Annotated in this window: 27 protein-coding genes and 1 pseudogene; 4 read left to right on the forward strand and 24 right to left on the reverse strand. The window is 34.4% G+C overall.

Features of this window, described 5'->3' with window-relative positions:
- Positions 1–11: 11 nt before the first annotated feature.
- From CC204_RS08365 to sapR, 3 genes are all read right to left on the reverse strand, one after another.
- Positions 12–875 carry a GRP family sugar transporter gene (locus tag CC204_RS08365; RefSeq protein WP_088269771.1) on the reverse strand — a complete coding sequence of 288 codons (864 nt, stop codon included), beginning with the start codon at positions 873–875 and terminating at the stop codon, positions 12–14.
- A gap of 154 nt (positions 876–1029) precedes the next feature.
- The gene (sapS, locus tag CC204_RS08370) at positions 1030–2055 is read right to left on the reverse strand and encodes a two-component system sensor histidine kinase SapS (protein WP_088269772.1); all 1026 of its coding nucleotides are present in this window, start codon (positions 2053–2055) and stop codon (positions 1030–1032) included.
- Positions 2056–2068: 13 nt separating this feature from the next.
- Positions 2069–2743: a two-component system response regulator SapR gene (gene sapR, locus CC204_RS08375; protein ID WP_088269773.1), complete on the reverse strand. Its 675-nt coding sequence runs from the start codon at positions 2741–2743 to the stop codon at positions 2069–2071.
- Between the two features lie 233 nt (positions 2744–2976).
- Between sapR and CC204_RS08380 the strand changes: the two genes are divergently transcribed.
- A complete protein-coding gene (locus tag CC204_RS08380; protein WP_088269774.1) occupies positions 2977–3546 on the forward strand; it encodes a DUF1307 domain-containing protein in 570 nt (189 codons plus the stop codon).
- Between the two features lie 229 nt (positions 3547–3775).
- Here CC204_RS08380 and CC204_RS08385 read toward each other — a convergent pair whose 3' ends face one another.
- From CC204_RS08385 to CC204_RS08430, 10 genes are all read right to left on the reverse strand, one after another.
- The gene (locus tag CC204_RS08385; RefSeq protein WP_227011244.1) at positions 3776–4330 is read right to left on the reverse strand and encodes a GNAT family N-acetyltransferase; all 555 of its coding nucleotides are present in this window, start codon (positions 4328–4330) and stop codon (positions 3776–3778) included.
- A gap of 114 nt (positions 4331–4444) precedes the next feature.
- Positions 4445–4825, reverse strand: coding sequence for a RidA family protein (locus tag CC204_RS08390; protein ID WP_088269775.1), 381 nt, complete (start codon positions 4823–4825; stop codon positions 4445–4447).
- Between the two features lie 101 nt (positions 4826–4926).
- On the reverse strand, positions 4927–5775 hold the full coding sequence (locus CC204_RS08395) for a DUF1266 domain-containing protein (RefSeq protein ID WP_157894260.1): 849 nt from the start codon (positions 5773–5775) through the stop codon (positions 4927–4929).
- Positions 5776–6398: 623 nt separating this feature from the next.
- The gene (locus CC204_RS08400; RefSeq protein WP_087640945.1) at positions 6399–6596 is read right to left on the reverse strand and encodes a hypothetical protein; all 198 of its coding nucleotides are present in this window, start codon (positions 6594–6596) and stop codon (positions 6399–6401) included.
- A 145-nt stretch (positions 6597–6741) separates the two neighbouring features.
- Complete coding sequence (locus tag CC204_RS08405; RefSeq protein ID WP_088269777.1) at positions 6742–8169, reverse strand: sensor histidine kinase; 1428 nt, start codon at positions 8167–8169, stop codon at positions 6742–6744.
- Entirely contained in the window at positions 8166–8822 is a 657-nt protein-coding gene (locus tag CC204_RS08410) for a response regulator transcription factor (protein ID WP_088269778.1), read from the reverse strand. The genes CC204_RS08405 and CC204_RS08410 overlap by 4 nt, the downstream gene beginning before the upstream one ends.
- Positions 8823–8834: 12 nt before the next feature.
- The gene (locus tag CC204_RS08415) at positions 8835–10055 is read right to left on the reverse strand and encodes an ABC transporter permease (RefSeq protein WP_088269779.1); all 1221 of its coding nucleotides are present in this window, start codon (positions 10053–10055) and stop codon (positions 8835–8837) included.
- Entirely contained in the window at positions 10055–10747 is a 693-nt protein-coding gene (locus CC204_RS08420; RefSeq protein ID WP_088269780.1) for an ABC transporter ATP-binding protein, read from the reverse strand. The genes CC204_RS08415 and CC204_RS08420 overlap by 1 nt, the downstream gene beginning before the upstream one ends.
- Positions 10734–11999: an efflux RND transporter periplasmic adaptor subunit gene (locus CC204_RS08425; RefSeq protein WP_157894261.1), complete on the reverse strand. Its 1266-nt coding sequence runs from the start codon at positions 11997–11999 to the stop codon at positions 10734–10736. The genes CC204_RS08420 and CC204_RS08425 overlap by 14 nt, the downstream gene beginning before the upstream one ends.
- 80 nt (positions 12000–12079) lie before the next feature.
- On the reverse strand, positions 12080–12331 hold the full coding sequence (locus CC204_RS08430) for a hypothetical protein (protein WP_088269782.1): 252 nt from the start codon (positions 12329–12331) through the stop codon (positions 12080–12082).
- A 235-nt stretch (positions 12332–12566) separates the two neighbouring features.
- Between CC204_RS08430 and CC204_RS08435 the strand changes: the two genes are divergently transcribed.
- Positions 12567–13487, forward strand: coding sequence for a PTS sugar transporter subunit IIB (locus CC204_RS08435; protein ID WP_088269783.1), 921 nt, complete (start codon positions 12567–12569; stop codon positions 13485–13487).
- An 867-nt stretch (positions 13488–14354) separates the two neighbouring features.
- Here the strand turns inward: CC204_RS08435 and CC204_RS08440 are convergent.
- Positions 14355–14771 carry a helix-turn-helix domain-containing protein gene (locus CC204_RS08440; protein ID WP_088269784.1) on the reverse strand — a complete coding sequence of 139 codons (417 nt, stop codon included), beginning with the start codon at positions 14769–14771 and terminating at the stop codon, positions 14355–14357.
- 75 nt (positions 14772–14846) lie between these two features.
- A complete protein-coding gene (locus tag CC204_RS08445) occupies positions 14847–15671 on the reverse strand; it encodes a LysR family transcriptional regulator (RefSeq protein ID WP_088269785.1) in 825 nt (274 codons plus the stop codon).
- A 106-nt stretch (positions 15672–15777) separates the two neighbouring features.
- Between CC204_RS08445 and CC204_RS08450 the strand changes: the two genes are divergently transcribed.
- The gene (locus tag CC204_RS08450; protein ID WP_088269786.1) at positions 15778–16821 is read left to right on the forward strand and encodes a YeiH family protein; all 1044 of its coding nucleotides are present in this window, start codon (positions 15778–15780) and stop codon (positions 16819–16821) included.
- A gap of 45 nt (positions 16822–16866) precedes the next feature.
- On the opposite strand, the gene psiE is transcribed toward CC204_RS08450, so the two are convergent.
- Positions 16867–17310, reverse strand: coding sequence for a phosphate-starvation-inducible protein PsiE (psiE, locus tag CC204_RS08455; RefSeq protein WP_088269787.1), 444 nt, complete (start codon positions 17308–17310; stop codon positions 16867–16869).
- A gap of 231 nt (positions 17311–17541) precedes the next feature.
- Here psiE and CC204_RS08460 point away from each other — a divergent pair, with 231 nt between their 5' ends.
- Entirely contained in the window at positions 17542–18270 is a 729-nt protein-coding gene (locus tag CC204_RS08460; protein WP_088269788.1) for a TraX family protein, read from the forward strand.
- Positions 18271–18332: 62 nt separating this feature from the next.
- Here the strand turns inward: CC204_RS08460 and CC204_RS08465 are convergent, their stop codons facing one another.
- The 8 genes and pseudogenes from CC204_RS08465 to CC204_RS08505 form a co-directional block, all read right to left on the reverse strand.
- Positions 18333–19022, reverse strand: coding sequence for a CPBP family intramembrane glutamic endopeptidase (locus CC204_RS08465; protein ID WP_227011245.1), 690 nt, complete (start codon positions 19020–19022; stop codon positions 18333–18335).
- Between the two features lie 125 nt (positions 19023–19147).
- Complete coding sequence (locus tag CC204_RS08470; RefSeq protein ID WP_088269789.1) at positions 19148–19873, reverse strand: hypothetical protein; 726 nt, start codon at positions 19871–19873, stop codon at positions 19148–19150.
- Between the two features lie 129 nt (positions 19874–20002).
- Positions 20003–20212, reverse strand: a pseudogene (rplT, locus tag CC204_RS08475) (50S ribosomal protein L20); the annotation flags it as partial.
- 222 nt (positions 20213–20434) lie between these two features.
- On the reverse strand, positions 20435–20836 hold the full coding sequence (locus CC204_RS08480) for a hypothetical protein (RefSeq protein WP_088269790.1): 402 nt from the start codon (positions 20834–20836) through the stop codon (positions 20435–20437).
- Between the two features lie 438 nt (positions 20837–21274).
- The gene (locus CC204_RS21495) at positions 21275–21535 is read right to left on the reverse strand and encodes a hypothetical protein (protein ID WP_227011246.1); all 261 of its coding nucleotides are present in this window, start codon (positions 21533–21535) and stop codon (positions 21275–21277) included.
- Between the two features lie 446 nt (positions 21536–21981).
- Positions 21982–22617 carry a DUF421 domain-containing protein gene (locus CC204_RS08495; RefSeq protein WP_088269792.1) on the reverse strand — a complete coding sequence of 212 codons (636 nt, stop codon included), beginning with the start codon at positions 22615–22617 and terminating at the stop codon, positions 21982–21984.
- A 12-nt stretch (positions 22618–22629) separates the two neighbouring features.
- Positions 22630–23073, reverse strand: coding sequence for a DUF3290 domain-containing protein (locus CC204_RS08500; RefSeq protein WP_088269793.1), 444 nt, complete (start codon positions 23071–23073; stop codon positions 22630–22632).
- A gap of 115 nt (positions 23074–23188) precedes the next feature.
- Entirely contained in the window at positions 23189–23695 is a 507-nt protein-coding gene (locus tag CC204_RS08505; RefSeq protein ID WP_088269794.1) for a hypothetical protein, read from the reverse strand.
- Positions 23696–23996 lie beyond the last annotated feature (301 nt).

Raw genomic sequence — 23996 nt, forward strand, 5'->3', positions numbered from 1 at the left:
AAATAGACAATTTACGCTTTCATATACCCTAAAAGAATACCACCGACGATCACTAATAAGCAACCAAAAAACACATATCTCATTTCCTTCTTAGTTTTGCTTTCACCAAGAATGAAAATACCGCCTAATGTTGAAATGATAATGCCCATTTGAGAAAGAGAGAAACTGATAGCTAAACCAATCTGGCGCATCGTCAGAAGCATACAAATATTCCCTAGACCCCATAAAAGCCCGCAGCTCATATTGAACCAAACATAGCGATCCACCTTGATTTTCTTGAATGCAAAGAAACTAGCACCAATCAACATACCAATACTTTGCGGTAAAATAATGCCCATTGGATCGAGTCCAAACGCATTGATAATGATCGTATAGGCACCATACCCTACTGTTGAAGCAATCAATGCACGAAAACCTTTGTTAAAATCAAGCATAGAATTTGTGGTCTTGACCGAGCTTTCATCGTCCTGACGAGCAGTCAAATACGCACCTAACACCAACAAAGCCAACGCAATAAAACCTAAGAAACAGTCTCTACTCCCGTGCCACTCATGAAAAAAGACTGCTCCGGCAATCGTATTGACGATCAGTTGCATGCCTGTAGAAACAGGTAATCCAACAGATACTCCTAAATATTTCATTCCATGAAATTGCTGATTTTGTCCAACGCTCCAAAACAAACCAGATAAAATACCAATGAGGATCATTTGACCTGTAATAGCCGGCTGAACCACAAAATAGACACCTAATGAAAAGATCAACGCTCCAATCGTCATCCCAAGCGTTTGCTGATTCGCACTGCCACCGATCTTTCCACTGACTAAACCAATACTGCCCCAGGCAAACATTGGAATCAACGCAATCAAAATATTCATAATAAACTCCTATTCAATAAAGTAGATATCTCAGTCTAACAATAAAAACGTTTCCGATACAACCATAATAAAGAAAAAAGTTTAAAAGAATTTCTCTCATTTTCCCAAAATCAAAAAAAGAAGCCGACCGAATTCATCCGTTGACTTCTTTTCTTTATCGTCTCTCTTTAAAATAACTCAAAAATGGAAAGAGCAATTTCATCGTTGTTCCTTCACCTTCTATAGATTCCACCGATAGTTGATGACCTAATTTATCCGCTAAACTCTTTGCTAAATATAAGCCTAAACCCGTGGAATGCTGCTCACTCGTTCGGCCATTTTCACCCGTAAAGCCTTTGTCAAAAATCCGTCCTTGGTCTTCTTTAGGAATCCCAACGCCCGTATCTTTCAATTGTAACCAAGCGCCTTCTTTTGTACGTGAAAAAGTAACAGTGATGTCTCCTCCAGCTGGCGTATATTTGATTGCATTGCTTACCAATTGTTTAAAGATAAACGCTACCCATTTTGCATCCGTCAACACAAGTTGATCCGTTCCTTCAATTGAAAAATGTAGATTCTTTTGAATAAAATAACTTCCCTGTGTCCGAATGACAGATTGAACGATCTCTTTCAACGAATATTCCTGAATAAGATAATCTCTGGAAAAACTATCCAAACGGGCATAATAAAGGACTTGCTCCACATATTCATCGATCTTAGTCAGTTCATTTTCTACCAAATAATATTTTTTCTCTGGAATATCATCTTCCAGAGACTGTAAAATCAAGTTCACTGCAGCCAATGGTACTTTGATTTCATGCACCCACGAATCAATATAATCTTTTTGATCCTGTTGATTATTGATCGCCTGCTGCATCACTTGTTGATGCTCGACCAATAACCCGTTGATATATTCTTGAACGAGCTTTTCTTCCGCCCTTGAAGCCTCACTTAGATAATGCTGTAAAGAAGGCGGATGCTCTGTTGTATCCAGCGAGCGCCACCAACGTTTTTTTAATGAATAATCGATCGTTAAAAAGAGCAGTAAAAATAGACCTTCTAATAAGACTAAATAACCAATGATCGAAAAATTCACCGCAATATCTGGCGATAACCACAGAATAAAACAGGTCAATGCAATAAATGTCAGCCAGCCAACGAGTAAAAGCCAGTGATCCTTTAAATAATTACGAATCGTCATGCGTCTCTCCTATCTACGGTACAATGTACCCTTGACCAACTTTGGTTTCGATATAGCCTTCCAATCCAGCCTGTTCGATTTTCTTCCGTAAGCGATTGATATTGACTGTTAAAGTGTTGTCATCAACAAAGCGTTCATCTTCCCATAACGCGCGCAGTAGCTTTTCTCTAGTCAAAATTTTCCCATGCTTCTTCATCAAAATATAAAGCAAGCGATACTCATTTTTACTAAGATCGATGTTTTCACCGTTGATCTCCATACTGCCATTATCTACATTCAACGTGATGCCGTTATGAGACATGATCTCACTGCCGACCTCAGAATAATTATACGATCTCCGTAGCAAAGCGTTGATCTTTGCAACCAAAACATCTAATTGAAATGGTTTTGTCACAAAATCATCAGCCCCCATATTCATCGCCATGATCATATCCATATTCGTATTACGACTCGAAATAAAAATAATAGGCACTTTAGAAATTTCACGAATCTTTTGACACCAATAATAACCATCAAATACAGGTAAGTTGATATCCAGTAAAACCAACTGTGGATCTTCCTGCTGAAAATCCTCTAAAACAGTATTAAAATTAGTCACTCCGAATGTATCAAACTGCCATTTTTGCAGCTCTTCACGAATCAAGTCGCGAATCGTCGTTTCATCTTCTACAATCATGATCTTTGCCATCCATTTTCCCTCCACTTGTTTCTTCTATTGTACCTTATCAGAAAATGTCCGTCATTTATATAGGACTTTTAGCCGAGATAAAAAAGATAAAATTAACAAATTCGTTTTTCTTTTATAAAATACCATAATGTAATTTTTGTCTATTTTTTCCGTACCGTTTTTCTACATCACATTATTAGGACAGCTTTTTATGATAACCTGACTTACAGATAGAGTGGAAAGGAGTCTTTTATATGAAAAAGAAATTATACTATTCCCGTGTGCTATTTTTGACAATAGTGACTGCAGCGGTTACGTTAACAGCCTGCACAGCAAAGGAAGAATCAACGAAAGAGAAGACAAAAAATTCGGAAGCCTCATTAAAAATCAACGCTACGAGCAGTTCATCAAAGGGTAAATCGTCACCTAGCTCAACAAAAAGTGAAGGAAAAACAGGAACCGTCACTTATACAGCCGAGCTGGGCAGTAAAGAAGATAAAATGGAAAAAAAAGTAACCTATGAAAATGGAAAAATAATTGCCGAAGAAACGACCGAAGCTATTCCTTACGCTGGGTTTGGTATCAAAGATAAAACAGAAGCCGAATCCTTGATTTCTCAGAAACAAAAAGAGCTGGAAGATGTTGAGGGGGTCAGCTATTCTGTAGAGTATCAAGAAGAACGAGCCATTGAATCCTATAAAATAGACTTCACTAAGGTAGATCGAAAAAAAATAGGCTTTTTATCTGCACTCGCTGATCTTTCGACGGTAGATGAAGTGGAAAAACTGTTGCTTGAGATGGGGTATAAAAAAATAGAGGCTTAACATCAACACGCAAATCCTACGCGTAACGTTAAGCACCATGCATCAATTCTTAATAATCGTTATCACTTGATTCTATATAGCCCATAAGTTACGAGACTGTCCCAAAATCTGTAATACGATCATGACCGGCATATATAGAATTAAGTTTTAACCATCCTCAACGCTCCAAATACTAGGTAACCCCTTTTCCTTTTTGAATAGACACATTCTTTTGTAATCCTTGGCGATGTTAAAATTCGTAGATCATAATAATTTCTCCATCCTCATCTCTTTCGCTAGTATCTTTAAAACCAAATGATTCATATAATTTTATTGCAACTACATTTTCTTCCTCTACACCCAAAGCGACCTTATTTGCTATGCCTAGGGATTTTCCTTTTATCTCTTCCACTACGACTCCTAGGGCTTGTTTTCCTATCCCTTTTCCTTGAAAAAGTTCGCTTATAAAAAAGTGCCATAAATTAAACATATTATCACTCTCATCAAATATGATTGACGCATAGCCAACTAATGTATTATCCATGTAAATTCCAAAAGCTACTGTATTGTCTTTATTTACATAAGCATAAGCTAAACTTTTACAAGAGCTTGCAACAAATGTCTGCTGTTCTTCTTTTATTTTAAGGTTTAAAACGGCCTCAATATTATCATTGGTTACTTCTCTTAGTGAAATCATCAAATTAGTCCCCTTCTTTTCTTTGTATTTATCCGTGTCAATCTTTTCATGAATTCTATAAATAGCGTTTATTGAACCCTTTATAGCATCTACAGGCTCTACCTTCAACCATATATCCCCTTTACTCCAACTTCCCAATAGGTTACTAGAAAAATTTGACACGCGTAAAGAAAAATCAGTAAGTAAAAATTGAAAGATTTCTTTTCTAGTATTGAGCTCGTTTTACTTTTTATAAACAATAACCTCAATTTCAATATCCGCGCCTAATGGTAATTCTAAAACTGCGACACACGTTCTAGCTGGAAAAGGTTCTTTAAACATCGTTTTATAGATCTCATTCATCGCCTCAAAATTGTTCATTTGCGTTAGATAGACATTGACTTTCACAACATCATCTAAACTAACATTGGCCGTTTTCATGACTTCTTGTAAATTGACAAAACACTGTTTTGTTTGTTCTTCAATACTCCCTGTTTCTTCAATATAATTAGTACTATTTTTAGCAACCTGACCTGAGAAAAACAGATAATTACCCGCATCGATTGCATGGGAATAAGGACCAGACACCGATACGTTTTCTCCTGTATAGCTTTTTCTTTTCATAATAATTATTGCTCCCTCCAATTATTTTTTTTAGTACAACCAAATAGTTCACGTTTTATTTAGTCTAACATAGTATTACAAAGTTGCTACACAGTTTACATTTATAGTGAACTTACTGGAAATTTTTGCCACATGTTGATTTCTTTTTTAGATTTTGACGGCATTGAATAATGAGTAAATTGGTTCGTAATTATCCTAATATACGTTTCTTGCGTTGAATCTCCAGACCATAAATACCGTCCTAATAAAAAAGAAAAAGCTATCTCTTCCCAATTATCGTAATTTTCTTTAAGCTGATGAGAGAACTTTTCTAAATAGTACCAAGTTTCTTCTTCTGACAAATAGCCCAAATTATAGCAAACTCGTGCCACATTAGCACCTCTTAGTGCATCCCAAGCTAAGATTCCTTTACAATTATAAATAGCATTTTCATCTATTTTTCTAAGCTCTCCATTATCATTATATACCTGGATATCATTTGCAGCAGTAATCAACCGAGCAAGATGGCTATCGACCACATGCCTCGAATCTAATTGGCTCAAAGTGCTACTTAAATCTATTTCCTTTCGATGACCAGAATCAAATAACCAATCAAGTGTATCTATCGTCGTTTGATGATTAGTGATCGACCAATCTCTTTTAAATACCTGTCTTCGAATCAATTTAAGAAATGGTTTTTCCAAATCAAAGCTTTTTAAACATATCATTGTCGGGTATGGATCATGACTATAAATCGATGCTGCAGCTAAATATTTTTGCTTATCAGCTGGTGCCTCATTAGCTTTCACAAAAGAATCTATTTTCTTATCAGTAACAAATTTATAATATAGCCAATAAATAAAGACAAGCCCAACCAACATTAAAAGGATCACTCCGACATAACCTACTAAGCTTTCTCCATCGGTGCGTGAAAACAATCTACTCAACAATCTACTTAGTACTCTACTCATTCTATAAACTCCTATCATTTTTCATTTTACTTCATTAATCGCAAGTAACTTCGTCTATTTAATAACTAAATAGACTATAAAAAAATTCCTTACTCCTTTCTCTTTTTTATTAACTATACAGAAGCATATCATTAAATGGAAGAGTCTTTTTTCATTTTTTTATATAAACAACTAGTTGTATAAAATCCTATAAAATCTCATTTTATAGCTTAAAATATTCTTTTTTTACCAAAAATATTGCATCATATTTTTTCCTTTTTTATCAATTATCATTATTTATTATGACAACTTAAACAAAAGGAAGAGACCTAAATATAACACTACAGATCAAGACTTGCTTCCTTGAAAACGAATAAACACTAGAATTGATTTAATCATCGTCCTTTCTTATTTTTCGAATTGACTATTTCAAATCTTTATATCGCTAAAAAAGACAAATGTATGATTCAACAGTAATAAATAGAGGATAACTTTCTACAAGATAATCTTTTTAATTTTTCTCATCACTATACCTCGTTTTCATTAATACAAAAATATTACCGCCTGATATTTGGATAAACTGATCACGAAAAAAAAGCGAAACAACACTAAAAACCAGTGTTGTTTCGCACTCAAATTTGATGCTATTGTTTGACTTTGTTTTTTGGCAATAAAAGACAGCCTAACAAACCAGCGATTATTGCTGTAATGATGATACAAATGATTCGATCGATCCAAATATTGGTTGGAAACTTCTGAAAAAAAGCCAATGCCCGATTTCCAACACTGATCGATAGATAGATGATAACTAGATAAGATATAACTTCTCTTGCACGACTCATTTCTGCCCCTTCTTTCTCTCAGTACATTTATACTAACATACGGAAGGTGAGCAAACTACTTACAAAAGATTCAATAACCTTACATCTATGAAAGCTACATTTGAATCACAAAGGGACTTTCATAACAAGCATAAAAACTTTTTTATTAGATGATAATTCTTTCTGTATCAAAATAAATCGAAAAGCACATTCGCTCCCCTTCTAACTCTTTGAATGAAAAATTCCATCCTTGTTTATCCAAGATTTGCTTCACTATAAATAATCCTAAGCCTGATCCTCCAGTTTCTCGATTTCGGCTGAAATCAGGACGATAAAATGGCTCGAAGATTTGGCTTAATTCAGCTTTAGACAAAGCCTTCACTGCTTGATTTTCGATCACTAACGTATGCTGATCCAAAAATAAATCGATTTGACCGTTCGCCTTCGTATAGCGAAAAGCATTACTCAAAAGATTATTGACCACCTTGCCGATCTCATCTTTATTTCCTTCGATCAGACATTCTTCCAAATGTATAACAAGTTCTACCTGATTGATTTCTGCAAGTAATCGATACGTTTTAAGCTTATCTTCAATGACCTCTCTTAGTGAAAAAACTTCCTGATTCGTTTCCTCCAAAGAAAACATATCCAACTTTGAAACTGTCAAAACATTTTGGATCATGTCTGCTTGCTGCTGCAAAATCTCTTTACATACTGCTAGGTAATGCTCGCGATCCTTAAATTTCCCCACATTATAGATCATACCGTCAATGATTCCCATCAATGAGGCGACCGGTGTTTTTAATTCATGCGAGGTCACACGCATAAACTCAGCTTTTGAACGTTCGATCCCTTCTACTTTAGCCACTTCAGCTTTTAAGGCATCGATCGTCGTCAGCAACGTTTGATCCAGTTGATTAATGTCTTGAGCGAGCAAAGCCAGCTCATCTTTTCCTTTGATTTCACATTTGATCGTATGATCCAAACTTAACATTTGATTGGTCGCCATAGATATCTGCTTGATTCGCTTCGTTGAAAAACGACTATAAAAATACGCAGCAATTCCGCCAATCAAAAAATCGATCACTAAAAGAAATGGATAGATCTGCAGTAATACTGCGCTAGCATCTGATATTGGTTGTAACGAATACAGGCCCGTCAAGAGATATTCTATTCCACGATTATCTTTGATCGTACTTGTCAATTCTTTTCCTCTATCCAATTCTGATAATTCCACATTCATCACGTCAGAGGAATCTAAGATCTTCGTTTCTCCTTGATCGCCTAATCTAATATTAAGTGAATTACTTCCCTCACCTAAATACGGATGAACGATCTTTCCATCTAGATCCGATAAAATCAGGGTGATTGCTTCTTGCCCTTCAAATAATTGTTTATCTATTCTCCCTTTGATTTCCTCTAAAGGCTTCTTATCCAAATCATCCGTTATCTTATTAAATTCTCTCTCTACTGTATTCAGTTTCGTATATTCATAATAAATCGGCATCACAAAATACAAAATCACTAATGAAACCGTCGTTACTGTAAAAATCACAGAAATCGAAAACAAGAAATTCTTCCACATGATTTTCATTTCAAGACCTCGATTTTATAGCCCATTCCTTTGATCGTTTGAATGGATAATAACGGTAATTTCTTTCGCAAATTTTTCATATGATTGTCCAGTATCCGACTATCTAAATAATCATCATAGCCCCATACTTGATAAACCAATTGTTCTCGAGTCACAAGATTACCTGCTCTTTTTGCTAAAACAGCTAAAATTTCATACTCTTTTTTCGTCAACTGTATTTCTTCTTCTTCATACGTCACTAGACAATCATCGAGATCAATCAAATAGCCATTGGTCTCGATTTGTGTACTTGGTCTGCTCATTCTTAATACATTTTCTACACGCTTCATCAAAATGACTGGTGAAAAAGGCTTCACAATATAATCACTAATCAAATGATTGAAACTGACCAACTGAGTATATTCATCATCGATCGCTGTCAGCATAATAACTGGAACGTCTGATGTCTCACGAACTTTTTTCAAAATATCGACTCCGCTCATCGAAGGAAGCATGATATCCAGCAAAAGTAAATCAAAATGCTGCAGTTCAAATTCCTCTAATGCTTCTTCTCCATCTTTTACAGAAACAACCTCATATTTTTTTTCTATTAGAAATTCTGTTACGACTTGATTGATCATTTCATCATCTTCAACGACTAGAATTTTTACCATGTTTACAACTCCTTATTCAAAGCGTAATGCTTCGATTGGATCCAGCTTCGATGCTTTCATCGCTGGCAATAATCCAAAGATAATTCCAATTATACAACAAAACGCAAGACTGGCAACGACTGAAATAATTGAAACGATATACGGATATTCCAACACTCTAGTTATTACAAAACCACCGAACAAACCGATCAACACACCTAAAATCCCACCTAGTAAAGTGATAACTACTGCCTCGACAAGAAATTGTTTTAAAATGACTTTCCTTCTTGCTCCCAAAGCTTTTTTTACACCGATTTCTCGTGTCCGCTCAGTCACTGATACCAGCATAATATTCATTACTCCGATTCCGCCAACTAAAAGAGAAATACTGGCGATCCCTGCTAAAAGAATAAAGTTGGATTGATTGAACTGTTCAAGGCTTTTCTGAAGTTCTTCCATATTCCTCACGCCATAAACATAATCAGATTTGGGAATTTCTTTATTTAAGACTTCCGCAACTTTGCTCGCTGCAATTTGTAGTTTATCTGTATCTGTTGATTGAATGATTACTTTCGGCGCGATATCGATTTCTGAAAAAATCTTATAAGCCTGTTCTAATGGGATGTATGCTTCTTTTTCGACAAAGCTATATGGACTGCTGTCCTCTTCTTCAGCTTTGAAAACACCTTTGACTTCAAACGGCACTCCTTTGACCTCTACATATTGACCGATCCCATCTTGCCCTTTAAATAGTTCCTCATACAAGGTTTGATCCAAATAAATGATTTGCTTATTTTCTTTAAACGCCTTTGAATCAAAGCCCTCTCCTTTTAAGATTTTCAACCTTTTCAATTTATCGATATTTGGTGTTACAGCGGATACTTTGCTTTGAGTTTTGCTTGCCTGATGGTAAACATTCGCTTCCGTTTGATACGCTAATCCTGCATCGATCACGTCTGGAACCTGTCTCACTTTTTTCAGCTGTTCCTCACCGATTTCCGGTAAATAGCTTGGTTTATGTTCTTCCTTTCCAGAGCGAAGAGACGGATCGAATGAGCTTTTTTTGTCATATTCCACTTCCATCGTGTTGTTACTGCCGCCGATCATTTCTTTTTTCATATTTGCTGTATTGCCCTCAATGATACTAAAAATAGAGATGATCGCTGCGATACCGATGATCACACCAAGCATTGTCAAAATCGAACGCATTTTATGTGCCAATATGGATTGGATAGCAACGCCTATTTCCTCCATTACACCATCACCTCTTTTTGTTCCGAAGTGTCACTTGTGATATTGCCATCGCGTAAAACGACCGTTCTTTCACATAGCTCGGCGATCTCTGGCTCATGAGTGATCAAGACGATCGTTTTTCCTTCCAAATGAAACTTTTTAAATAGCTCCATGATCTGAACACTCGTTTTTGTATCTAATGCCCCAGTCGGTTCATCTCCTAGGATAAAACTTGGATTTGTCACTAATGCTCTGGCAATCGCTACACGTTGTTTTTGTCCTCCGGATAGTTCCATTGGTTTGAACTCACTTCTCTCCTTTAGACCGACCAAATCAAGCATTTTCAATGCACGTTCGCGCCGTTCCTGTTTGCTGACTTTACTGTAAGTCAACGGCAGCTCTACATTTTGACAGGCGGTCAATTTAGGCATCAAATTAAAATTTTGAAACACAAAGCCGATTTTCTGATTTCTTAAATCGGCTAGCTCATTATCAGATAAAGTGCTGACACCTACATTTTCGATTTCATACTCGCCGCTTGTTGCTTTGTCTAAACAACCAATGATGTTCATCAACGTGGATTTGCCAGAACCAGAAGGTCCCATAATAGCAACAAATTCTCCTTCGTCTACTTCTAAGTCGATTCCCTTCAGTACTGGAATTTCTGTTTGCCCTTGCCAGTAGGATTTTTTGATTTGTTTAAGGCTTAACATCTTCACCTACCTCCATTCCATCTTTCATGCCAGCTTTTGGTAGTGCGATCTTATCCGTTTGCGCAAGCCCTTCATTGACGAACACTAAATTTTCACCAACTGGTGTTCCTTTGATTTCATGGCGTTTGATTTTATTATTGTCGATTTTCCACACGTATTGTTTATCATCTTGTGAGAGAATATATTGTTTATTTAAAATAATTTTGTCGCTTTCAAATTCTTTTGGTAATACTTTTACATAAACATGGGAACCAATGATCGGCATTTGATCAGCTTGTTCGATCAGGACTTTGTATGGAAATTTGGATAAGTTGGGATCTTCGTCTTGTTTCTTGTCATTTCCAGCTTCATCTGAGCTTAAATTAGCAACCTGAACAATTTTTCCCTGCCATTTTTTCTCTTTATTTTTTCTATCGATCAATTCTACCGGTTGATTTAGTGAGACTTTTTCTCTATCAAATTCATTGATATCACCGTTGACAAACAGATTCGAGTCGTCAATGATTTCCATAAAGCTTTCTTCCCGTTGTTTTTCTTTCGATTGATTGATCAAATCCATATTCAATGATTTGATCGTACCGGCATTATCTGCAACGATCGTATCTGCTCCTAATCTTTCTTGTTCATTGGTTTGCATCAATTGTGCTTTTTCCAATTCACTTTCTGCATTTTTCACTTCATTATCTCCCGTCAAGCCTTCTGTATAGGCTTGATCGACTTCACCTTCCAGTGTTTTGATTTCGCCTTTTAGCTCTTCTGTGTTTTCTTTATCATAATCCGCCTTCGCTTTGTTCAATTGCGCTACCTTTTTATTATAGGTTTCCCATTTGATCCCAGCACTGCTTCTTGCTACTTCAACGGCTCTGGCCTTAGCTTCTGCATCCAGTTCTGCTTCTTTTGTTTTCATTTGCTGATCTGTTTGATACGTAAATAATGCCTGTCCCTTTTCTACACGATCGCCTTCTTTGACTAAAACCTCTTTGATCGTTCCTTTGTCAGGATCGATTTTTATTTTATTGGTGTTGTTCGCTGTCACCTTACCAGCTAAAGTCAAATCACTCGCTTTACTTTCTTCGACTAACGCTTTAACACTCTTTTCTTCTACTCGATTTTCTGGATTAGAAGCATTTATATTTTGCTTCTCTGATGAGTTGAATGCATTCACTAGTATAAAAGTCACTAACGCTAGTATTATAATGGCAAAACCTATCAGTAGAAATTTTTTTCTATTCTTTTTTACTGCTGCTCTCATAGTTATTGTCTCCTTATTAAAAAGGGTTTCAAGAGAAGCTAATTTTTCCCCTTGAAACCTTCTCATTTTTCTATTTCAACTTATTCTGAATCTCCGTCTTCATTAACGGCATCTTCAAGTCCTGCTCCCTGGACTTTCATCCCATCTTTCATCGTAAACTCATCCATTTCTTCACCATCGACTGTGACTTTTTTCTTGCTTTGAACATTGTCTTTAAAATCTTGTTTCGATTTGTAGCCCTCTTCTTTCGTCTCTTTTTGATCGCATCCGGTCATTGCGCTCAAAGATAGTGCAATAGCCATCGCTAACATTATTTTCGTCATTTTTTTCATAGTAAATCTTTCCTTTCGTTCTATCCGTTAATTTGTATCGCTTTGATAAAACTTATTATAGACAAGCCATCTGTAGTTCCTCTAAAGCCTATCTGTTTTTTACCTATTTTTTTGCTGATAAAAAAAATAGGTAAAATTTTTAGCCTTAAATCAAGTTGGTTTTCAGTTTGCTTGAATGGAAGACAAAACTATGTTAAGGTTTTTGTAACGAATTAGTGACGAAAGAAGGGGTCTTATGTTTGTATTTATCGGATGTGCAGGCGGTGGAACGTCCAGTATGTTTTGCCAGCGAATCGTCAAAGCTTCTGAACATTCTACTTTAAAAACGAGTTTTGATGATCTTGAAAGTGTCATGCGGCACGAAAAAGAATTAGCAGCGGAGTCAGATATTATTTTTGCTTATGGTGGAATCAATGCGATTCGACCTCAGATCGTCTATGATTTCACTCAGTTGTTTGATGTTGTTCTGATTGCGCCGCAGGTCCGTTTTATGACGAAAGCCAAAAAAGAATTATTAGCAGATTATCCAATTGTTGTAAAAGACATTGATACTAGACTATTTGGTTTAATGGATGGAGAACGTGCTCTTGATGGTTTATTAGAGGAGTTGATCACGATTGATATCGAGCGTGGATATCAGTCTAAAAAATCAGTAAACAATAAAGCAAGTGACAAAAATATCGATATCTTTGTTTTAGGTGGAGATCGTAAAGAAGCTTTTTTTCAATCCTTTACAAATGCACTTAGAAATCTCGGGTTGGTTTTACTTGAGGAGAGCTACTCTTTAGAGCAATTATATACAGATCATAGCGAAAAAGAGTATGATATTCGTTTTCTCTATGGTAACTCAGCTTTGATTACTGAAGAAGAATTTCCTAAATTTGCCCGACGGATCGATGTCGTATTAGAAAAACCACTGTTGTACTCCAGTTTTGATAAAAAGCGGCAATGGTTGGAGGACTATCAAATCCCTTTGCTTTCTTTTGATCCCGTCGCATACACTAGAAATGAAGGGAAACAAGAATTAGAACGATTGCTACCAGAACTTCTCGATGTAAGTATTTATACAGAATTCTCAAAGGACTTTCTTGCACCTTCATTGGAACAAGTCACTCTCAAAAAAAGAAAAAAATTGGGTTGGTTTTCTTGGCGTTAATACCTCAAAAAGAAGAAAATAACAAACATATTCCAGTTTGATTGAAGCACTTTCATTTTGGCTTTAAGCCATATACATGCTTTCCAAGTATCTAAACATGCATAAAGGTATTTATTTTTTTTTAATAGAGTGAGATAAATTACAATAAAACTTAAAAAAAAGCAATGAATAGCCTTTTTTTTCCAACCCTTTATTGACCCTAAAAGGGTTTTCCTATAAAATGGAAAGTAGATAGAAACGAAGAGAATAAAAAAAGCACTTCACAATTTAGCTACCAACTAAATCATGAAGCCCTGAGCAGTCAGTGAACACCTGACCAATCAAGTTGCTTAAGCCAATAGTTATACATTGACATCTTCCATTTTACTCAATTTTGACAGAAATTTCTAGAGGTTTATACTAGTTTTTTCTGACTTAAAGATGTTTATGCTTATTTATTGACCTTACAACGATGTTGGATCTGTGTCCAACATCGTTTTTTTATGCCTTCGTTTCTATCTTAGAGAATTTCTACTTGCTTTTTTAAATCACCACATATCATTTGTCAACCAACCATTGACGAATAAAAGCTGATCCCAACCAGCTTTTCCCATTCTCCTGGACGATTTAATTCAGTAAGTAGCGTTCTCTTTTAAAAGCTAATGGTCAATTACTACTCCCAAGTATTCAATAAGAAAGTACAACAGAATTAACTTCGTAACCTTTTTCAATACTTCCTTTTATATACGACACTCGTTATTCGTACTTTCTTCATTGGTGACTATTAGTGTTGGAAATAAGCCTGATCCGCTTATTTCCAACTTTTTTATTCTATTTATGGTCAATGCTTTTTCTAGCAAGAAAGTACTTCATTATTTCTTAAGCAGATCACTCTGTTTTTTGAATCAGCCTCAACCAATTTTGAGCTTCTGTTTCGGTTGAGAAAATGTACAAGGTTCGCCATTTTCCTAATAACTCTTCTTGAATAAAGACTTTTTGACCCGCAGAAAATGCTGTAGACATTTCTTTTTGTAGATTTAATAGTGCAGTTTTATCCCCTTGCTTTTTTTGAGTAATCGCTTGAAATATGCGGCTTTGTTTTAAAAAGACTGCTTCCAGCTCTTTTGGTTCGCCGAAAACGCGGTGCATCGCTTCATAAGTAGTCAGCCAGACTGTCCCGCTCTTTTTGATTTCATAGGCTTCAAATTTTTTTCTTAACACAGCTTGGCGAATCGTGTTTCCTCCAGCAAGTCCCCATTTTTCAGCAGCTTCCGTAAATGTTAATACTTGATTCAAATCAATCATTTAGCTTATCCTTTCTGCCTTAGTCTCTTCATTGTATCATGTCATTTGATTGGAAAAAATAGTTTGAATCGAAATCTATCCGTTCTCTTTTTGAAAATGAGTAGTGATGAAATGAACGATTTTTCGTAATTGAGTGGAGTCAATACGATCTCGTTTGATCAAATAAAATTTTCTTTGGTAGCCAGAACTTAATGACTGCCAATGTATTTTTGGTGTGAGTGCTTTCTTCGATAAAATGGATTGGCCTATTCCTTTTTCTAAACAACGGACGATGATTTCATTGTTTTTGATAATCATTTTTTGCGGACTCAAATTATTTTCTAGAAAATAGCGCTCTGTATAATGATAAACACCAGAGCTTTCTTCCCTAACCAACCATAATTCACTTGATAAATCACCTGCATGGACTAATTCATCATTCAAAATTTCCTGACGGATCGCCGTTTCCGTGATCAAAGGCTTCTCAATAAAACCAAAATGCGCCTGATGTTTTTCGATTTTATCCAATACTACTTCTGAATTGTCCATCTCTAAAACAAATGAGACCTCAGGAAAATGCCGCACCAATTCCTTCATCAATTCTGGTAAATAATACACGGCAAATGTATTTGAAGCAATGATCTTACAGGTTTCTTTAGGAACGGATTGTGTTTTTAACGCTTGTAAGATATCCTCCCAATCATCAGCTAAGTTAAGCAAATGATGGTACAGAATCTCTGCCTGTTTTGTCGTAACCATCTCTTGGCGCCCACTTCGCACAAACAATTCCACATTCAATTCCTCTTCCAATTGCTTTATTTGATTAGAAACAGCTGGTTGGGAAATAAATAAAACTTCTGCTGCTTTTGAAAAATTTTTTGTTTCATAGACTGCACGGAATGTATTCAGTAATTTAAACATAGAATCCCCTTCCATTCATTTTAATTATAGATATTATTCTAACTATTTATTTCTCAAATGCAACTTATTTCGCTATACTAAATATAAAGATAAACAAAGAAAGAAGATGAATACATTAGTGAAAAATATGAACGCTTATTTAACAAAAACACTCACAATTCTACCAGGTCTGATCACCGCATTTATTGTGGCTGTGATCAGTAAAGGAATTGCGATTTGGCTGCCTTCATTAGGTGCAGCGACGATTGCAATTTTACTGGGCATCGTGTTAGGAAATACGTTTTTGAAAAATCCTGTATTAGAAAAAGGAACAAAGATAGCAGAAGGAAAGCTGCTGGAATTTTCAGTTGTTCTCTTAGGTGCGACCGTCACTTTTCAAACGATTGCCCATATTGGCATAAAAGGCGGCATCTTCGTCGTTTTACAAATGGGTCTTACCATCATCGCTACTTATATTCTTGGGAAAAAACTACTATTTTCAGATAACATGTCTCTACTGATGGCAGGTGGAAATGCGGTCTGTGGATCATCTGCGATTGCATCGATTGCTCCTTCGATCCATGCAAAAGAAGAAGAAAAAGGACAGATCATTACCTTGGTCAATTTATTAGGAACAATTTTAATGCTGCTTTTACCGCTGCTTGCTTCTATCCTTTATGGAACGGACTTATTAGCTAAAAGCGCTTTGGTTGGTGGTATTTTACAATCAGTTGGTCAGGTAGTCGCAAGTGCTAGTATGATCAATGCTGAGGTTGTTGAACTTGCCATGCTGTTCAAAATTATGCGTATCATGTTACTGGTTGTCATCGTCTATTTATTTGGAAAATTTAAAGAACATAAAACACCAACCGCTGAAACGGTCGGAACAACTACTACTGCATCCCAAAAAAAGGCTGGCTTGCCCTGGTATGTTGTTGGCTTCGTCTTATTTTGCATTATAAATAGTCTGATCCAGCTTCCTCCACAATTAAGTCAAACCGCTCACTTTTTTAGCGGTTGGTTTGAAATCACTGCTTTAGCTGCAATCGGATTACGTCTAGATTTTCAAAAGTTCTTTAAAGAAGGCAAACGTTTCTTGATTTATGGACTATCCGTTGGTGTCATTCAAGTCATTTTAGCCATTGGTCTGATCCGTTTATTCATTGCATGATCTAAAAAAAAGACTGCTCAGGTTATTCGTGAGCAGTCTTTTTCTTTAATCTTTTTCGTCTATTTTATTTGATTTGAATCCAGAATACGATTTGTTTCCACTCAGATTAAGGACAAACAAAACAATCACTAATGCTAAAATAGAAATAGACAATAGTAACGTTTGAACGGCATCTCCATGAATCACCATCAACTGACGCAAAATCGCTGTGATACAAATCAAAATCAAGTAACGGATCGGGATATGATGCCCTTCTTGAATATAACGAATCACCATCATGATAAATTCAAACAACATGAAAAATGCTACTACTTCCTGCATGACGACCGATAAATTTTTTGGTGTCATTGGTTTATTGATAAATGTACCAATATCGATCAGCTGACGGATCATAAATATCAAAATAAGAACGGCCAGCATTCCTAAAACAATATCCAGAACCACGTTAACGTATTTTTTCATTATTCCAAACCTTTGATCTTCTTTCATATTTTCCCCCTTTTAATTGATGCAGTAGATTCATTAATTAAACCTTCTCACTACATTTCATTATAAAACTAATATATCATTTTTTTTACACGATGTAAAAATCTAAATCTGAAAAAATAGACACATTTCCTGATCATAGTTACTCAGACCTAGAAGAAAATGCAACTTAAGCCCCCGTTGTTTTGGCTATATCTATGATATGGTTATTTATAGAACTAGGAGGTAACTATTATGGAAAAAAAACTTACATCGTTCCATCTAAAAATGATTGCAATCATTGCTATGCTGCTCAACCATATCGGTAGCGGCTTTCAGTTGTATCAGTATTCAACTGGACTTTTCTTTTTTACTGAATTGATTGGAAAACTTACTTTTCCGATCATGGCTTATTTGTTAGTGGAAGGATTCCATTACAGCAGGAACCTTAAAAAATACGCTTTACGATTGGCTGTATTTTGGCTCCTATCTATTTATCCATTCCATCTCTTATTTTATCCAGGCCATCCTTTTGATCCTTCTGAACTTGTTAATAATATTTTCTTCACACTTTTGATGGGTCTTCTACTAATTATGGTCTATGATAAAACTAAAAACCTTTACCTGCATGTGCTACTGGTCATTGCATTTTCGTTTGCCACCGTTATGTCCGACTGGAATTTGATTGGTGTATTGATCATTTTTGGCTTTTATCGCGTAAAGAATGACCGTTTGAAGAAAATCATCCCACCCGTTTATGCAACCCTTTTCTTATTTTTATTGTTATTGGTCGCGCGAACGATGGCTCCAAACTCTGTTCCGTTATATGAGCTAGCCTCAACCTTAGGGATCCTTGGCGTTATTCCATTGTTGATGAATTATAATGGCCAACGCGGATATTCTCCAACTTGGGTCAAATGGGGATTCTACCTATTTTATCCTCTTCATATGATCATCTTGGTCTTACTAAGAGTGATGCTGTAAAAAAGAATCTGGAACCTAATTTTTGAAATCAGGTTCCAGATTATTTTTTGTATCAGCTTTGATCAAATCAAACCAAATGCAATCATTATAGCGCCTAAAATATTATTTAAAAAGTGTATCGCTATACTAAGTTCCAAGCGTTTTGTCTTATAATAAACAACTGATAAAATCAACCCGATCAATCCATAGATCAAGAAACTTATCAAATCTGTTGGACCATGCATCAACCCGAAAATAACTGAGCTTAGCGCAATCCCAATAATTGGATAGTCTTTCAGCCAGAAGCCAATGATCCCTCCTCTGAAAACAATCTCTTCCATGATCGGCGCAGAGATACCGATCAATAGGATGATCAACAATGGATTTTCTCCCGTAAACATTGTTTGGATCGCCGCATCGTTGGCAGTAGAATTCGTTCCTTGAGCATTTAACAATAGTGTACCGACAATAGCAACGATTCGAGCCAAAACATAACCACCAATGATGATGCCTATATTTTTTCCCGTGAGAAAATCAAACTTGATTGTAAAAAAGCCTAATTTCTTTGCTAAAAATACCAGCAGCCAAATGTTTCCAATTTCCAATAAAATCAAGATGATCGATACCGCTAACGATAAATTTGCTTCACCAGAAGCTTGAGAAAACCCTTTAACAATGCCAAAAACAGTCATACTGATTTGACTTAATAAAAACAACCCAATTACGATAAAGAATTTTTTAGTGTACATAAAAACCTTTTTCATAACATCCATATTTCCACTCTCCTTTTTAATAATAAAAACTATACCTTTTTATCATATCAAATAATGAGAGCATAGTAAAATCGATAACGAAAACAATCTTATCCTTCAAAATGGATTTTAGATAAATAGACCAATTATTTTGCAGAAACTCGTTTTCCATCTTTATATGCATACACTCTTCCTAAAGAATCTTTGGCTACATATTGGTAATTTTTTTGACCGCTAACATTTCTAGGTGCAGGTGATCCTTTTGGAACCAGTACTACTTTATAAGCTTCTAAACGCTTAGACAAACCCGCTGTTCCAGCTTTATGAGCAGTCGATTTACTATCTTCGGTTTTTGATTTTGCTTTAGACCAGCCTAACCAGCCATAATCTTGTGCATGAACACAATAATACATATCGTATTGCTGGGCTAAGCTACCTGTTAAAGTGAATTCTACCGCTTCTACTCTCAATGCACCTCCAGCAGTTCCCCCTCGACCTGCTTGATAATAAATCGTTGTGTTTCGCCCTTTGATATTTCGTTTAGAGACACCGGCACTTTTTTCCTTAGCTGTTAGTTTTTCAGATAACCAACCGATATTTTCTACATGTGTATTGATCGAAATATCTGTGCTTCCTTTTATGAACATCGCTTCCATTCGTTTCGATTGTCGCACGGAACCACTACCTGTACCAGAAGGACCCATTTCTGCTATCGTCCTAAATCGTTTATCCTTACCAAAACCAGTATCTCCATAATCCTGTACGTGAGAACCAAAACGTAGATCATTGATAGAAGCCGCTTCTGTATTCACCCCAAATGAACAGACTCCTCCAAAAAAAACAAGCGCTAACACAAATAGTTTCTTTTTCACTTTTAAACCAGCTTTCTATTTATTATTTTTTTAATAATTCGATATTATTATAGCATTAAGGACCTTCATTTTGTAAAAAATAATAAAAAAGTTCCCTTTCAATTAAGAAATGGGAACTTCAAAATAGTTTTATTTAGCTAAAGCGTCTTTTGCTTGGTCAGCTAACGCTGTGAAAGCTGATGCATCGTTTACAGCTAAGTCTGCTAACATTTTGCGGTTGATATCAATTTCTGCCAATTTCAAACCGTGCATTAATTTTGAGTAGCTTAAGCCATTCATACGAGCTGCTGCATTGATACGAGCAATCCATAATTTACGGAAGTCGCGTTTCTTTTGACGGTAGGATAGCTTACCAAAAGGAATTTAGTTTTAATTTTTCACCTAACTTAGGGGTATTCAATGGGGTATTCACTCAAAATACAAATAGGCATAGGATAAAGTTGATTTTTATTTAAGAAATGAACAAACAGAGATTAAATAACAGCTAATACATATCTTCAAAAAATAAAAATTTAGCTATAATTAGAGAACAGAAATCAAAATTCCTCATAATGAACCTCTCTAATTTTCATATCTATTGGATAAAGAGTATAAGATTTGTTGGGCATAAGTTGCTACATGTCCATTTTCCTGATAAATGTGAAATCTTTTATTATTACTATTATTTTTATTATCCATAAGTTCATTTTTAAGTTTTGGCATGCGTAATAGCAAAGAGATAGTTCTTGAATAATGTTTAGATAAGAATTCATTGACTGTAATAAAACCTTCTTTTACATAATTCTGTTCATATTCATCACTTAATTGAACAATGTCAACCGTTTTATTAGAAAACGCATATTCAATCATTTCATCTGAACAGTACGATAATTTAGCCTCCCATTCGTTCAATTCCTCAAATGTTAAACATGAATTCATTTGAAAAATAAAATCCATTAAATGTTTATCAGAAGTATTTATCATAGTTTAACACCTACTAATACAATATTTTGGGGTTCAATTATTCAATATATAGCCTGTGTCATAACAATTCTATTTTTAGCTCTTTAGGCACTTTTCTTCGCATGTTCACCTTTATATTGGAATCTTCTTTTACTTTAAAAGTAGATACTATGTTAATGTCCTGTAAATTATTTAATAACTCAATATTTTGAGGAGTATTCTCTATTTCAACTACTTTATTTTTTCCATTTTCATCAATATACAATTCAGAGATTGGTTTGTTTTGTGTTCCCAACCAATATGTTACAGCTTTTACAGAAATTATATTCAACTTTTATTTTTGAAAAGGTTATTAAGCAAATCAATGAATAGTTGTGTAGTTGATAAACTTTCAAAAATACAATCATAGTCTTCTACTAAAAAATCAGTAATATTATTCACTGAAAACGAGCTTAATGTTTATTCAATTGTTGATTTACTTAATGTCATCTCTTGTAAGTTAAAGATAAAATATTCTTTTGAGTATTCAACATCCATATTCTTAAGCAATCTTACAAACAATGTATCATCAGAAGAAATTCCCCTTTCTAATAGAATTTCCACCAATCTAGTATTTTTGAAAGATTCATCTGAATCTTCATTAACAATAGTACCTAGTAACTCTTTAATTGATTCAAATTTCCAATTCTTAATTAGAGAAAACGTTTCTTCTTCCGACAAATCAATCTCAGAATAATTTTCAAGAAAGTCATTAGGATGATTAAGTACTGCCTCGACAATAACACCACCTTCCTTGAATTTATTAACATTTTATATATTAAAATCAATTAAATTGTTTCTAGCTAAAATATGAGTGCTTTGACTTGAAAGGTTACCTGCATCATAGTTGTAATTCCTAGTGATTCAATATTATCCTCTGTAATAACTATCGCTTTATTATCGACCATCTTTTTAAGCAATACTTTTAATTTGTCTTTTGAATAAGATTTATCATATTGCTTTTTAAGAGAAATCAATTCATTCTGATTAGTGAATATTGAGTACATAACAGACAAATCAATTTCTACATTTTCATACTAGGATTCAATTAAGAATTTAATAGCCTTAGATAGATTAATTATTTACTTTTTTAAAATCCAATTTAGGATAAAATTTTTTTATTCCTTTTATTTCTCATAGCCAAATAAATTTAATTTTCCTGATAAATATTCACCAAGATATACATCATTAATTCGACTGAATCCTTGTTTAGATACTTCTTCTTGAAGCCATTCATCATCTTTTTTTATTAATTCTAAGACATCTAAATTAGCTTGACCATCAACAATAATTGGATATCTAATATTTTCATCGCCAAATTCTATTAAAGTTAATTGACCATTTTGTTCCAAAACAGCTCTTTTAATATTTTCTACTTCATAAATACCATTTGCTCTGAGTTTAAACATTAATTCGTTAGCAGAAATTCCATTCCTCAAACAAACATTAACATTCACTTTCCCATTCTGAATCAAAGTAATCGGACGACCATCTACAATTACTTTGATGTAACGATTATGTTCTTTAGCGAATTTAACTACTAAAACCAGCAACGTCCAAATAATCAAAACTAACACAAACTGCAATACACTTATTGAATCATTATAAATAACCCCACCAATTATGCCACCTAAAACATAGTTTTGGACTTGGTCCATTGCTGATGATGGAGCTAAATTACCTTTTCCCAACAAATTAATTTGAAGAATCAAACAAAGAATACCTAAAGTAAATTTAATTATAATGGGCGTATACATCTGCATATCTTATCCTCCTTATTTCGTATAGATAATATTGTCATTTATTAGATATGTTTCAGTTAGAGTATAAGAATTTTGGTCACTACTCAAACTTACCTTATAAAATTTCTCATTAAATTTCACTATAATCCCATCAGAAAATTGAGTTGCATTAGCATATATTTCATTTGTATCTATATTCTCCTGCTTAGCAAGACCCTTTACAAAATTTACCATTTGTGAAGATTGGGAATGCTTGGTTTGATTCGTCTGATAATCAGAATATTGAACACCTAATGCAAATAATAAGGTTAGGGAAAAAATAATACTCAAATCCCTGTATTTAGTATTAATTCTATGTCTTAAATAAAGTGAAAAAACTAATATTAAAAGAACTAAAGAACCAAAAATCAGGAAATACTTTAAATAATCATTGATATTGGACTGATTTTCCAGAAAATTTATCCCATAAAAATTCATTTTTACCTCCCCTGTCTATATATAAAGTTTAATGATAATACTTAAAATAAATAAAAAATTTTTATCAGCTCAAGTATAATATAGCAAGATACCCACTAAAATCAAAACAAAATATTCAGGTGCAATTTATTTTCTCATAATTTTCTTGTATTTGCTTACAAGATTCTTCAGCATACTTATCAAATTTCCTTAACCTACTATCTTTTAAAACACCTTTAAAGATTGTGAATGAAGAAAGATAATCCCAGTGATACTTCAATAGGTATCTGGCACAAATTCTTATTATCTCTCTATGGTTGTAGTTATCAATAAGAGGACTCTTTTTACAATCATTCTCATATTCTTCAATATATTCATCACATAAATTATAGATAACGTTAGTCATAAATTTAAAAGAATAAACTTTCATTCTTTTATTGGTATGTTTTGATAGTTTAATTGCCGCTTTCAATCTATAAACATCATCTAATATAATTTTATCTTTAGATGCAATATTAAATAATTCTTTTCTCCAACCAGACTTAGTATCTAAGCTATCTCGTAAATTGTTTTTGGATACAAATTGTGTACTTAAGCCACCTACAAATCCACTAATTAAATATATGATTACTTCATTATCCATTATTTCACCTCCTCATAAAAAAAATCTCATAAATTACTTTAGAGTACAAATGTATTTCATAGCTAACTTTAGATATAACCTGATGAACCTATTAGACTTAGTTTTTTATCTTTTACGTTGCAGTAAAGATACCTCATGCATCCAATTAGTCAAAATATGATAAATAACTAATTATTTATACACATAGAGAGCAAGCTCATTAAGTAAACTTACTCTCTATGTGTTATTTCTATTTTTAAAGCTAATTTTGCCCTTTATTTTATCAAAAATTATACTTTATTTTGCAAATTAATTAATATTA

Origin of the sequence: Enterococcus wangshanyuanii, from assembly GCF_002197645.1 — a bacterium.
Lineage (GTDB): Bacteria > Bacillota > Bacilli > Lactobacillales > Enterococcaceae > Enterococcus_L > Enterococcus_L wangshanyuanii.